This is a genomic window from Streptomyces sp. Q6 (assembly GCF_036967205.1).
In the GTDB taxonomy this organism is placed as follows: Bacteria; Actinomycetota; Actinomycetes; order Streptomycetales; family Streptomycetaceae; genus Streptomyces; species Streptomyces citrinus.
In genome coordinates, this window is record NZ_CP146022.1 from 4,111,881 (window position 1) to 4,124,677 (window position 12,797).

General features: G+C 71.9%; 11 protein-coding genes and 3 tRNA genes. 8 read left to right on the plus strand and 6 right to left on the minus strand.

The genetic code is table 11. The features are described 5' to 3' along the window. Positions 1-6: 6 nt before the first annotated feature. The 3 genes from purL to purS are packed head-to-tail and all read right to left on the minus strand — an operon-like array spanning position 7 to position 3,211. Positions 7-2,268, minus strand: coding sequence for a phosphoribosylformylglycinamidine synthase subunit PurL (gene purL / locus V2W30_RS19215; protein WP_338698172.1), 2,262 nt, complete (start codon positions 2,266-2,268; stop codon positions 7-9). After that, positions 2,265-2,948 (minus strand): phosphoribosylformylglycinamidine synthase subunit PurQ, encoded by a 684-nt coding sequence (gene purQ / locus V2W30_RS19220; protein WP_338698174.1) that lies wholly within the window; start codon positions 2,946-2,948, stop codon positions 2,265-2,267. Before purQ ends, purL begins: the two co-directional genes overlap by 4 nt. Next, on the minus strand, positions 2,945-3,211 hold the full coding sequence (purS, locus tag V2W30_RS19225) for a phosphoribosylformylglycinamidine synthase subunit PurS (protein ID WP_338698176.1): 267 nt from the start codon (positions 3,209-3,211) through the stop codon (positions 2,945-2,947). Before purS ends, purQ begins: the two co-directional genes overlap by 4 nt. Before the next feature lie 340 nt (positions 3,212-3,551). Here purS and V2W30_RS19230 point away from each other — a divergent pair, with 340 nt between their 5' ends. The 8 genes from V2W30_RS19230 (at position 3,552) to V2W30_RS19265 (ending at position 8,103) form a co-directional block, all read left to right on the plus strand. Beyond that, positions 3,552-3,872, plus strand: coding sequence for an Lsr2 family protein (locus V2W30_RS19230; RefSeq protein WP_338698178.1), 321 nt, complete (start codon positions 3,552-3,554; stop codon positions 3,870-3,872). 124 nt (positions 3,873-3,996) lie between these two features. Further along, positions 3,997-4,068 (plus strand) — tRNA-Gly (locus V2W30_RS19235). 79 nt (positions 4,069-4,147) lie between these two features. Next, positions 4,148-4,223: transfer RNA gene (locus tag V2W30_RS19240), tRNA-Gly, on the plus strand. Between the two features lie 128 nt (positions 4,224-4,351). Then, positions 4,352-5,332 carry an ABC transporter ATP-binding protein gene (locus V2W30_RS19245; RefSeq protein ID WP_338698180.1) on the plus strand — a complete coding sequence of 327 codons (981 nt, stop codon included), beginning with the start codon at positions 4,352-4,354 and terminating at the stop codon, positions 5,330-5,332. Positions 5,333-5,349: 17 nt separating this feature from the next. Further along, positions 5,350-6,117, plus strand: coding sequence for an ABC transporter permease (locus tag V2W30_RS19250; protein WP_338703688.1), 768 nt, complete (start codon positions 5,350-5,352; stop codon positions 6,115-6,117). A 10-nt stretch (positions 6,118-6,127) separates the two neighbouring features. After that, positions 6,128-7,282 carry a sensor histidine kinase gene (locus V2W30_RS19255; RefSeq protein ID WP_338698182.1) on the plus strand — a complete coding sequence of 385 codons (1,155 nt, stop codon included), beginning with the start codon at positions 6,128-6,130 and terminating at the stop codon, positions 7,280-7,282. A 94-nt stretch (positions 7,283-7,376) separates the two neighbouring features. Next, positions 7,377-7,985 carry a response regulator transcription factor gene (locus V2W30_RS19260; protein ID WP_338698183.1) on the plus strand — a complete coding sequence of 203 codons (609 nt, stop codon included), beginning with the start codon at positions 7,377-7,379 and terminating at the stop codon, positions 7,983-7,985. Positions 7,986-8,027: 42 nt separating this feature from the next. Beyond that, positions 8,028-8,103 (plus strand) — tRNA-Gly (locus tag V2W30_RS19265). A gap of 43 nt (positions 8,104-8,146) precedes the next feature. Here V2W30_RS19265 and V2W30_RS19270 read toward each other — a convergent pair. From V2W30_RS19270 to V2W30_RS19280, 3 genes are all read right to left on the minus strand, one after another. Further along, the gene (locus V2W30_RS19270) at positions 8,147-9,058 is read right to left on the minus strand and encodes a phosphoribosylaminoimidazolesuccinocarboxamide synthase (RefSeq protein WP_338698185.1); all 912 of its coding nucleotides are present in this window, start codon (positions 9,056-9,058) and stop codon (positions 8,147-8,149) included. Between the two features lie 90 nt (positions 9,059-9,148). After that, entirely contained in the window at positions 9,149-10,594 is a 1,446-nt protein-coding gene (locus V2W30_RS19275) for a N,N-dimethylformamidase beta subunit family domain-containing protein (protein ID WP_338703690.1), read from the minus strand. Positions 10,595-10,859: 265 nt separating this feature from the next. Beyond that, on the minus strand, positions 10,860-12,650 hold the full coding sequence (locus V2W30_RS19280; RefSeq protein ID WP_338698187.1) for a hypothetical protein: 1,791 nt from the start codon (positions 12,648-12,650) through the stop codon (positions 10,860-10,862). Between the last annotated feature and the right edge of the window lie 147 nt (positions 12,651-12,797).

Below are 12,797 nucleotides of genomic sequence, written 5' to 3' on the forward strand. Positions count from 1 at the left end.
GAACCCTCAGGCGAGCAGCGCCGGGATCGTGTTCTCGTGCGCCTCGCGCAGCTCGGCCAGGGAGAGCGCGAACTCGCCCTGGACGTCCACCGAGGCACCGTCACCGGAGCCGTCCACGACACCGATGCGGGTGACGGGCAGCCCGCGCGCCCCGCACATGTCGTTGAAGCGGAGCTCCTCGCTGCGCGGTACGGCGACGACCGCGCGGCCGGCCGACTCCGAGAAGAGGAACGTGAACGCGTCCAGACCGTCCGGGACGACCAGGCGGGCGCCCTTGTCGCCGAGCAGCGCCGACTCGACCACGGCCTGGATCAGACCGCCGTCGGACAGGTCGTGCGCGGCGTCGATCATGCCGTCGCGGGAGGCCGAGATGAGGATCTCGCCGAGCAGCCGCTCGCGCTCCAGGTCGACCTTCGGGGGCAGACCGCCGAGGTGGTCGTGGACCACCTGCGACCAGGCCGAACCGCCGAACTCCTCGTGGGTGTCGCCGAGCAGGTAGAGGAGCTGGCCCTCTTCCCGGAAGGCGACCGGGGTGCGCCGGGCCACGTCGTCGATGACGCCGAGGACCGCGACGACCGGCGTCGGGTGGATCGCCGCCTCGCCCGTCTGGTTGTAGAGCGAGACGTTGCCGCCGGTCACCGGGGTGCCCAGCTGGAGGCAGCCGTCGGCGAGACCGCGGATGGCCTCGGCGAACTGCCACATGACGGCCGGGTCCTCGGGCGAGCCGAAGTTCAGGCAGTCGGAGACCGCGAGCGGCTTCGCACCGGTGGTGGCGACGTTGCGGTACGCCTCCGCCAGGGCGAGCTGCGCGCCGGTGTACGGGTCGAGCTTCGCGAAGCGGCCGTTGCCGTCGGTCGCGATGGCGACGCCGAGCCCGGTCTCCTCGTCGATACGGATCATGCCCGAGTCCTCGGGCTGCGCGAGGACGGTGTTGCCCTGCACGAAGTGGTCGTACTGCGAGGTGATCCACTTCTTCGACGCCTGGTTCGGCGAGGAGACGAGCGCGAGGACCTGGGCCTTCAGCTCGTCACCCGTCGTCGGCCGGGGCAGCTTGCCCGCGTCGTCGGCCTGGAGCGCGTCCTGCCACTCGGGGCGGGCGTAGGGGCGCTCGTAGACCGGACCGTCGTGCGCGACCGTGCGCGGGTCGACGTCGACGATCTTCTCGCCGTGCCAGAAGATCTCCAGGCGGTCGCCGTCGGTCACCTCACCGATGACGGTGGCGATGACGTCCCACTTCGCGCAGATCTCCAGGAAGCGGTCGACCTTCTCTGGCTCCACGACGGCGCACATGCGCTCCTGCGACTCGCTCATGAGGATCTCCTCAGGAGAGAGCGTCGAGTCGCGCAGCGGTACGTCGTCCAGCTCGACGCGCATACCGCCCGAGCCGTTCGACGCCAGCTCGGAGGTGGCGCAGGAGATACCGGCGGCGCCCAGGTCCTGGATGCCGACGACGAGCTTCTCGGCGAACGCCTCCAGGGTGCACTCGATGAGCAGCTTCTCCTGGAAGGGGTCGCCGACCTGGACGGCCGGACGCTTCGACGGCTTCGCGTCGTCGAAGGTCTCGGAGGCCAGGATCGAGGCGCCACCGATGCCGTCGCCGCCCGTGCGGGCGCCGTACATGATGACCTTGTTGCCCGCGCCGGACGCCTTCGCGAGGTGGATGTCCTCGTGCCGCATGACGCCGATGGCACCGGCGTTGACCAGCGGGTTGCCCTGGTAGCAGGCGTCGAAGACGACCTCGCCGCCGATGTTCGGCAGGCCCAGGCAGTTGCCGTAGCCGCCGATTCCGGCGACGACGCCGGGCAGCACGCGCTTGGTGTCGGGGTGGTCGGCGGCGCCGAAGCGCAGCGGGTCCACGACCGCGACCGGGCGGGCGCCCATCGCGATGATGTCGCGCACGATGCCGCCGACGCCGGTGGCCGCGCCCTGGTAGGGCTCGACGTACGACGGGTGGTTGTGCGACTCGACCTTGAAGGTCACCGCGTAGCCCTGGCCGACGTCCACGACACCGGCGTTCTCACCGATGCCGACGAGCATGGCGTCGGACTGCGGGGCCTTCTCGCCGAACTGGCGCAGGTGCACCTTGGACGACTTGTACGAGCAGTGCTCGGACCACATGACGGAGTACATGGCGAGCTCGGCGCCGGTCGGGCGGCGGCCGAGGATCTCCACGACCCGCTCGTACTCGTCCTTCTTCAGGCCGAGTTCGGCCCAGGGGAGCTCGACGTCGGGGGTCTTGCTTGCGTTCTCTACGGTGTCGAGGCTCATGAGGCGGCGACCAGCTTCTTGAGGATCGAGGTGAAGAAGGGGAGGCCGTCGGTGCGGCCGGTCCCGACGAGGGGCTCCACGGCGTGCTCCGGGTGCGGCATCAGACCCACGACGTTGCCCGCCGCGTTGGTGATGCCGGCGATGTCACGGAGCGAGCCGTTCGGGTTGAAGTCGAGGTACCGGAAGACGACCCGGCCCTCCGCCTCCAGCTCGTCGAGCGTGCGCTCGTCGGCGACGTAGCGTCCGTCCATGTTCTTCAGCGGGATGTGGATCTCCTGGCCCGCCTCGTACTCGGACGACCAGGCGGTCGTGGCGTTCTCGACCCGCAGCTTCTGGTCCCGGCAGATGAAGTGCCGGTGGTCGTTGCCGAGCATCGCGCCGGGGAGCAGGTGGGCCTCGGTGAGGACCTGGAACCCGTTGCAGATGCCGAGGACGGGCAGGCCCGCCTTCGCCTGGTCGATGAGCGTCTCCATCACCGGCGAGAAGCGCGAAATGGCGCCCGCGCGAAGGTAATCGCCGTAGGAGAATCCACCCGGCAGGACGACCGCGTCGACCTGCTTCAGATCCTTGTCCTTGTGCCAGAGAGCGACAGGCTCCGCACCCGCGAGACGGATCGCGCGCTGCGTGTCCCGGTCGTCGAGGGAACCGGGAAAGGTGACGACGCCAATACGAGCGGTCACTTTTCGGCTCCCACCGCAGGCTCTTCGATCTTCACGGTGAAGTTCTCGATCACGGTGTTGGCGAGGAAGCTTTCCGCGAGCTCGTGGATACGAGCGAGGGCGGCGTCATCCACGGGGCCGTCCACTTCGAGCTCGAAACGCTTTCCCTGACGTACGTCGGAGATGCCGTCGAAACCGAGACGCGGCAGCGCACGCTGCACCGCCTGGCCCTGGGGGTCGAGGATCTCCGGCTTGAGCATGACGTCGACTACGACGCGTGCCACTGGCACTCCCGGTGTGTGGTGCTGAGCAGGTCCGTTCAGCGTACCTGCCCAAATCTTCTACTCGCGTAGACAGTAGGAAGCTACGAGAGCCGGATCACGTTACGGCAACGACATCAGATCCGTACGGAAAATTAAGGGAAAACCGGAGCGGGATGCCGGGATAACCAGGACGGCAGACACGCGGACGTTATTGACTGGTCTTCCCAGCGCAATGCCGGGCAGGGTAAAAAGGAATTACGAACTGCGGGTCAATCTGCAGGACAAACCGCTGGGCAACTGCTGGACTGTCGACATCACCGCACGTCAAAGCGGGGGATGCCGGACGAAGGGACCGATATTCGTGGCGCAGCGTGTCGTGGTCACTCTCTTTGACGACATCGACGGCGGAGAAGCGGCGGAAACGGTCGTCTTCGGTCTCGACGGCAGGTCGTACGAGATCGACCTCAATCAGGCCAATGCCAAGAAACTCCGCACCGCCCTGGCCCCGTACCTGGAGGCGGGCCGGAAGCGGTCCAGCAGGACCGGCAGGGCGTTCACGCACACCGACGTGAGCCCCGACCCGGCGGCCGTGCGCGCCTGGGCCCGCTCGCACCGGCTAGACGTGCCGCCGCGCGGCCGGATCCCGAAGCGGGTCTACGAGGCGTTCGCCGAGGCCAACTGAGGGGCCGGCGCCGGACGTCAGGAGCCCCTCGGGACAACCGACTTGCATTGCACCCCCGCCGGTCGGCTAAAGTCTGGAGCACGCCGAGGGGCGAGGCCGCAGGGCCGAACCTCACGGGGTACATGCGGGTGTAGTTCAGTAGTAGAACATCCCCCTTCCAGGGGGAAGGCGCAGTGTGCAATTCCTGTCACCCGCTCCGCATCGCGTACCGGTCACCCTGATGGGTGCGGTAGGCTGGTGCTCGCGCCGGTCGGTGAGAGCTGATCGGATGCAGTGCGAACGTAGCTCAGTTGGTAGAGCGCAACCTTGCCAAGGTTGAGGTCGCGAGTTCGAACCTCGTCGTTCGCTCCAGTTCGGGAAGCCCCGGATCCACCAGGATCCGGGGCTTTTCGCGTACCCCGGTGCCTTCTGACATTTGTCATGCGGGCCGGTGACAGCGCGCACTGCCGACCGCCGCGGGCGGGCGGGACGCTGGGGACATGACCAGCAACGAGCGCGTGATCGACGTCACCGATCTGCGCCGGGTGTACGGGGACGGCACACGGGCTTCGTTCGAGGCGGTGCGCGGAGTGACCTTCTCCGTGGGCCGCGGCGAACTCTTCGCCCTCCTCGGTACGAACGGCGCGGGAAAGACCTCCACCCTCGAACTCATCGAAGGACTCGCGGCCCCGGCCGGCGGACGGGTGCGGGTGCTCGGGCACGACCCGCGCGCCGAGCGGGACCGGGTGCGGCCGCGGATCGGCGTGATGCTCCAGGACGGCGGATTCCCCGGCGAGCTGACCGTCGCCGAGACCGTACGGATGTGGGCCGGGTGCACCAGCGGGGCACGGCAGGTCGACGAGGCCCTGGAGACGGTGGGGCTCAGCCGGCGCCGGAAGGTGCGGGTCAAGCAGCTGTCCGGCGGCGAGAAGCGGCGGCTCGACCTCGCGCTCGCCCTGCTGGGGCGGCCCGAGGTGCTCTTCCTCGACGAGCCGACCACCGGGCTCGACGCCGAAGGGCGGCGCGACACCTGGGAGTTGGTGCGCCGGCTGCGTGCCGAGGGCACCACCGTGCTGCTCACCACGCACTACCTCGAAGAGGCCGAGGAGCTCGCCGACCGGCTCGCGATCCTGCACGAGGGGCGGATCGCCGCCGAGGGGCGCGTCGACGAGGTCGTCGCCGCCCAGCCCTCGCACGTCTCCTTCGAACTGCCCGACGGGTACTTCGTGGGCGATCTGCCGCCGCTCGACTCGCTCGGCGTCACCGCGCACGACGTCGAGGGACGGCTCGTGCGGCTGCGCACCGACGCGCTGCAACGGGCCGCGACGGGACTGCTCGTGTGGGCGCGGGACGAGGGCGTCGAACTGCGGCGGCTCGACGTGCGCGGAGCGTCGCTGGAGGAGGCGTTCCTGCGGATCGCGCAGGACGCGAAGGGCGCGGGCGCCGAGTCCGGCGCGCGGACGAAGGAGATGGCGGCGTGAGCGTGAGTGCGGCGACGATGACCACGACCCCCGCGGGGCGGCTGCGGGCGCTCGCGCGGGCCGAGCTGACCCTGCTGGGGCGGAGCAAGGGCGTGCTGTTCAGCGCCCTGTTCGTGCCGCTGGTGATGCCGTTCAGCCTGAGCGCCTCGCTGGACGAGGAGCGGCTGAAGGGGGCCGGGCTCGACGTGGGCACCGTCGTCCTGTCCTCGGCGATGGGCTTCTCGCTCCTGTTCGCCGTGTACGGGGCGCTGGTGAGCGTGTACGCGGCACGCCGCGAGGAGCTCGTGCTGAAGCGGCTGCGGACCGGGGAGCTGCGGGACGCGGAGATCCTCACCGGGGCCGCGCTGCCGTCCGTCGCCATCGGGCTGCTCCAGTGCGTCGCCCTGGCGGCGGCCTGCGCGGCCGTGCTCGACGCGGGAGCACCCGAGGCGCCTCATCTCACCCTGCTGGGGCTCGTGTTGGGCATCCCCCTGTGCGTGGCGCTCGCGGCGCTGACGACCGTGTTCAGCCGCAGTGTGGAGAGCGCGCAGGTCGCGGCGATGCCGATGCTCCTGGTCACGATGTTCGGCTCCGGCGCGTTCGTGCCGCTGGAGGTCATGCCCGACAAGCTCGCGTCGGTGTGCGAGCTGCTTCCGCTGACGTCGGCGCTCACGCTGATCCGGGGCGGCTGGAGCGGCGGCCTGAGCGGCGGCGAGACGCTCGGCGCCGCCGTCACGGCGGTGGCCTGGCTCGTCGTCGCGGTGTTTGCTGTACGACGGTGGTTCCGCTGGGAGCCACGGCGCTGAGGGGGCTGACGTGCGGATTCGCTGGCGGGACCGGAGCAAGGTCGAGCGCGTGGAGTGGCAGAGCCGGTTCATGCTGCGCGTGGTCAACTGGCTGTTCTTCCTCGCCTGGTCGGGCAGCGGCCTGGCCGGGACGCTGCGGCACGACTCGACCGCGTACGCGCTCGGCATCGCCCTCGGTGTCGTGAACGTGGCGCAGTGCCTGGTCGGCGACCGGCACGCGCGGAACGCGCTCGACCAGTACCTGGGGCGGGGCCGGGTGCCCGTCGCCGTGACGGTCACGGCCGGGGCGCTCGGGGTCGCCGCGCTCGGTCTGATCGCCGCGCTCGCCGTCACCGACAGCGTGCGGGACGGGCTGATCACCATGCCGCTGCTGTTCGCCCCGATGCCGTTCGCCTGCGCGTACGCGCTGACCGTGCCGGTCCGCGCCTTCGTGCGGCAGGCGGGCGTCGGGGTCGTGGTCGGCGTCGCCGCCACCGCGGTGGTGCGGCCCTCGGTCGCCGGGCTCGTGGTCGTGGGCATGCTGCTCGCGCTCTGCGCCGGGCTCGCACTGGTCTGCTTCCGGTGCAGCGCCTGGAACCTCTCCGTCATGTGGGAGTCCGAGCGCGCCCGCGAGGTCGAGGCGCGGCTCGCCGTCGCCGAGGAGCGGCTGCGGTTCGGCCGGGACCTGCACGACGTCATGGGCCGCAATCTGGCCGTCGTCGCGCTCAAGAGCGAACTCGCGGTGCAGCTCGCCCGGCGCGGGCGGACCGAGGACGCGGTGGCGCAGATGACCGAGGTGCAGCGCATCGCGCAGGAGTCGCAGAAAGAGGTACGGGCCGTCGTACGGGGCTATCGCGAGGCCGATCTCGGGGCGGAACTCGCGGGAGCGCAGGGCGTGTTGGGCGCGGCCGGGATCGAGTGCGCGGTGACGGGTTCGGCGGCCGGGCTGCCCGGCGAGGTGCAGTCGGCGCTCGGCTGGGTGGTCCGTGAGGCGACGACGAACGTGCTGCGGCACGGAGACGCCACGTCCTGCCGGGTGGAGCTCACCAACGGCGCGGACGGGGTCACCCTGACCGTCGAGAACGACGGCGCGGGCGGGGCGGGCGCGGGCGACGCCCGGGGTCGGGCCTCGCGGGCCTGCGGGAACGACTGGCCGCGGTGGGCGGCACATTGGAGGCGGGCGTGACAGCGGACGACATGTTCCGGGTGGCGGCCGCCGTGCCGGTGACGGCCGCGACGACCGGGGCGCCCTTGGTGGCCGCGGGGCGGGGGAGCGTGTGATGGGCCTGCGGATTCTGCTCGCCGACGACGAGCACCTGATCCGGGGCGCGCTCGCCGCGCTGCTCGGTCTGGAGGACGACCTGGTCGTGGTGGCCGAGGCCGCGAGCGGGCCCGAGGCGCTGGCCATGGCGCGGGCGCACCGGCCGGACGTCGCCGTGCTCGATCTGCAGATGCCGGGCGCCGACGGTGTGAGGGTGGCCACAACGCTGCGCGAGGAACTGCCCGACTGCCGCACCATGATCGTGACCAGCCACGGGCGGCCGGGACATCTGAAGCGGGCCCTCGCCGCCGGGGTGCGCGGCTTCGTGCCGAAGACGGTGAGCGCGCAGCGGCTCGCCGAGATCATCCGGACCGTGCACGCCGGAAACCGTTATGTGGACCCGGAGTTGGCGGCCGACGCGATCTCCGCGGGGGACTCGCCGCTGACCGCGCGCGAGGCGGAGGTGCTCGAATTCGCCGCCGACGGGGCGCCCGTCGCGGAGATCGCCGAGCGTGCCGCGCTGTCGCAGGGGACCGTACGGAACTATCTCTCGTCGGCCGCCTCGAAGCTGGGGGCCGAGAACCGGCACACGGCGGTGCGTCTCGCACGGGAGCGAGGTTGGGTATAGTTGGCGTCGCGCTTCGGGCCGAAAGGCCGGGAGAGCAAGCCTGCGAACGTAGCTCAGTTGGTAGAGCGCAACCTTGCCAAGGTTGAGGTCGCGAGTTCGAACCTCGTCGTTCGCTCCACGTACGAAAGCCCCGGTCCTCTCGGACCGGGGCTTTCGGCGTTCTACGACCAGGGGGTGCCGGTCAGCAGCTCGTACGCCTCGATGTACTTGGCGCGGGTCGCCTCGACGACGTCGTCCGGCAGGCCCGGCGGCGGCTCCTCGCTCGTGCGGTCCCAGCCGGAGGAACCCGTCAGCCAGTCCCGTACGAACTGCTTGTCGTAGCTGGGCTGGGCGCGGCCCGGCTGCCACTGGTCGGCCGGCCAGAAGCGGGATGAGTCCGGGGTGAGCACCTCGTCGGCGAGGACCAGCACGGGCTCGCCCTCCACGGACGTGTCGAAACCGAACTCGAACTTGGTGTCCGCGAGGATGATGCCGCGCTCGCGCGCGATGTCCCGGGCGCGGCTGTACACGGCGAGCGTCGACTGGCGCAGCTGTGCGGCGGTGTCCGCGCCGACCTGACGGGCCACCTCCTCGTAGCTCACGTTCTCGTCGTGCTCGCCGACCTCGGCCTTCGTGGCGGGCGTGAAGATCGGCGCGGGGAGCTCGGAGCCGTCCGACAGGCCCTCGGGGAGGGCGAGGCCGCAGACCGTGCGCGACACGTCGTACTCGGCGAGGCCGGAGCCGGTCAGGTAGCCGCGGGCCACCGCCTCGACGGGGACCATGTCGAGCCGCTTGCAGATCGTGGTGCGGCCCGCCCAGTCGGCGGGGGCGCCGGCCGGCAGCTCCGTGGAGATGACGTGGTTCGGGATCAGGTCCTTGAGCTGGTCGAACCACCACAGGGAGAGCTGGGTGAGGACCTTGCCCTTGTCGGGGATGGGCGTGGGCAGGACCCAGTCGTACGCCGACAAGCGGTCGCTGGCGACCATGACGAGGTCGCCCGCCTCGTTCCGGTACAGCTCCCGCACCTTGCCGGTGTGGAGATGGACCAGGCCCGGAACCTGGACTGGCTCGGGCTTTTCGACGAATCCGGACACGGTGCCTCCCCGTGGGTCTGTACAAGTCGCTTCTGATTCTCCCGTACGGGGCGACAGGTTGTGGCCAGGGGTCCCGCGGGACGCCGTGCGTCAGTCCCGTTTGCAGATGCGGTCGAGGAGATTGGCCGTCGCCCGCTGGATACGGGGGTCGACGTGCCCGGGGCGATCGAGGGCCGGGGACCATGCGAACGTCCCGGACGCGAAGACCAGCGCGCCGGACGGCGCCCGGTACAGCGACGTCTCCTGGTGGCGGCGGGCCTGGTCGCTGTCCCGGTACGGGGAGTGGGCGAGCAGGATGCGGTCCTGGTGGTCGGGCAGAGCCGTCCGCGGGAAGTAGCGGTCGGCCTCGCCGGCGACCAGTCCCTCGATCTCGTCCCCGTCGTGCGCGCCGGTCGCCTCCCACAGCCAGTGGTCCGCGTTGCGCACGATGAGGGGGTGGGGCTCGGGGACGCGGCCCGCGTACTGGATGCCCAGGAGCTGCTGCTCCGGCTTGTCGATCTCCCGCCACAGCGCCGGTTTTCCGGGGCCTCTGCGTTTGCGGCAGGTCAGCAGGCGGTCCGGGACGCCGGACGGGGACGGGCCAAGATCCACCTGCCAGTACATGGTGTTGGCGGAGAGGAAGACGAGGGAGGTGCCGGACTCGCGGGCCAGCTCCGTCGTCCGCCGCATGTTCGCCGACCAGTACTCGTCGTGGCCGGGGAAGACCAGGCCCCGGTAGCGGGTCGGGTCGACACGGCCCGCGTGCAGATCGCGGGTGTCGGCGTACGCCAGGTCGTATCCGTAGCGCTCGGCCCAGCGGATGAAGTCGTAGGCGTGGCCGACGTGCAGGGGCAGGCCGGCGCCCGCGTACGGGCGGTCGAAGGAGACCGTCGTCGCGGCCTCGCTCTCGCCGAGCAGCCGGCCCTCCTCGTCCCACGCGTGGTAGAGGCTGGCGCCGGTGCGGCCGTCCTCCGGGTAGAGGTTGTACGCCTGCCAGGTGACGTCCGGGAGCAGGAGGAGGAGGTCGGCGGGCTGGGAGTCGCGGACCGTGAACGGGACGTGCGAGCGGTAGCCGTCGACGGTGGTGAGGACGGCGACGTACGCCCCCACGTTCCAGAACGACGGGATCTGGAGCCGCCAGGACAGCCACCAGTGGTGGCAGGAGACCGTGCGGTCGGCGGTGAGCGGGGGCGGCTGGACGATGCCGGACAGGCGCGGGCTCGTGGTGATCTTGCTGGCGCCGTCGCCCGCGTAGTGGCCGATGCGGTAGACGTCCACGGTGAACTGCTGGGGCGGGTCGACCGTGATGTGGAAGTCGATGGACTCGCCGGGCGCGGCCGCGCCGGTCGACGTGAAGCCCTTGATCTGGCGGTGGACGTCGTCCGCGGTGCGCGGGCCGCTGGTGCGGGGCGCCGGGATCGAGCCGGTGGCGCCGGGCTGCGGGACGTGGTCCACGTACCAGGGGACGACCTGGCCCGTGTCGTCGAAGTAGTGCTCGCTGCCGCGCAGCCAGGGCAGCGGGCCCTGGCCGAACGGGTCGTCGACCGCGTGCGCCATCGCGCCGGACTCCCAGCGGCGGGTGCGGGAACGGGGCGGTCCGGCGTCCCGCCGTGCCGCGTCCTCCGGGTGCCCCGCCCTGTCCGGCCCCATGACTGCTCCCCTCCCTCGCTCCCCCGAGCCCTGGCCGCGAATGATGTGTCCGCGACCGGTCCCAGCACATCACATTACGCACGCACTCCGTCACCGTTCGTCGCGAATTGACGTGAACGGAACGTATCCCTCCAGGTGTTCGGGCTTTCCGGCACGCGCCCGGGTCTCCGGGTCACACGAGGCGTACGGGCTTCTCGGGACGGATTCCGAGGCGGGCGAGCCAGCCCTTGAGGGGCTCGGGGTCGCCGTCCTCGACGAGGCTCAGCACGCGCGGAGCGAGGTCCGCGGCGCGCTCGCCGCCGATCAGCAGCGCGGGTCCGTCCAGCCAGTCGAGGCCCGGGGCCGCGCCGGCCGTGTCCACCGCGGCGCAGCACACCATCGCCGTGACGTGGTCGGCCAGCAACTCCCGGCCGCTGCGCGGTGGTTGCAGCGGGAACAGGGGCAGGGCGCCCTCGTCCCACAGCGCGCTGTCCGGGCCCTGCCCGATGGCCACGGGGGCCGGGGCGGGCCGCGCGCTCTCCTCCCGGGCCAGCTCGGCGCTGAGCCCGGCGGAGAGGGTGTCGACCTCGGGGCGGGGGGTGGGGGCCGCGTCGAGGTCGTCGTCGTCGAGATCGAGGGCGAGGTCGAGGTCGAGGTCGCTCTGGAGGTCTTCGGCGTCGGGGGCGGCCGGGATCCGGGCGGGGGCCGGGTCCGTGGCGGCGGACTCCTGCGGCCAGGGCGTCGTGAGGTGGTCGAGGACGCGGGCCAGGGTCGGGCCCTCGGGGGCCTTCTCCGTCGCCCGGGAACTGTGCACGCCCAGGGTGTCCAGGACCCGGTGCAGGCGGGCCGCGTCCGAGCGCCAGGTGCGGTCCACGACCTCGTCCGGGTACTCCTGCCAGTCGACCGGGGCCCAGTCGGGGCCGGTCTCGGCGGGGCCGCCGTGGAAGAGGCGGGCGGCGAGCAGGGACGTCGCCTCGTCGATGGTGCCGGGCTCTTCCAGGAGGTCGCAGGCGGGGCGCTCGCCGAGCCGGGACGCGAACGCCCCGTTCTGCGCGGCGAGGCGGTCGCGGCGGGACAGCTCGGTCAGCGCCGCGGCCACGCCCGCGTCCAGGCGGGACGGCCAGCGGCCCATCCGCCAGGCAGGCAGCGCGACCCGGGTGAGCAGCCGGTCCCAGCCCGCGTACGCGAGCCCGACCTGCTCCTGCGCGACGATCCTGAGGCCGTAGTCCACAGCCTGTGCGCGCTCGGCGGCCGCCGCGGCGACACCGCGCTCCATCTCGGCGGCGTGCACCCGGCAGCCGTTCAGCATGAGGCGGGCGACCCAGCCGATCCCGCCGAGCACCGTGCGGACCAGGGGCCCGCGCCCTGGCGCGGCGGCGACCGCCACCGCGGCGTCCAGGCCGCGCACGAAGCGCCGGGCCGCGGCTATGTCGGGGTGCGCCGACGGTCCCGTACCGGCGACGACCGGGGCGAGGACGGCACGCAGCTCGCCCACCCGCATCCACCACAGGAACGGGGATCCGATGACCAGGACGGGAGCGACGGGGGCGGCGGGCGTCCTCGGCTCGCGCGGCGGGCCGTGGGCCGGATGGGTCCGGTCCTCCAGCCAGCTGTCGCAGTCCGGGGTGAGCGCTATCGCCGACGGCGCCGGGACGTCGAGCCGGTCGGCCAGGTCGCGCACCAGGCGGTACAGATCGGGCGCCGTGCCCTCCGCGATCGGGACGGTCGGGCTGACGGCGGGCCTGGCCCGCGCCACGACCAGCGCGACGGCGGTCCCGGCGAGCAGCACGACCACCGCGAGCACGGTGACGACGGCGCGCGCGATGTCCCAGCCGCCGCCCGTCAGATGCCCGGTGGCACCGCCCACGAGGAGGATCACGGACGCGGCCGCGGGCAGCAGGGCGAGAGCCGTCGCCCTGCCGCGGATGCGCAGCACGGCGAGGGCCCGGGAGCGCGCTGCCTGCGCACCCACTTCCGCACCCATACCGGACACGACCGATGTCACCCCCTGCTGCCTGTGCCTGCTGCCCGACCGGGGGCCGAAGCCCGCGGCGGAGCACTGGTGGCGTTGCTCACTCCCCCACTGTGGCACCCGCCACTGACATCGCAATGCCGGTGGTCCGTCCGGTGC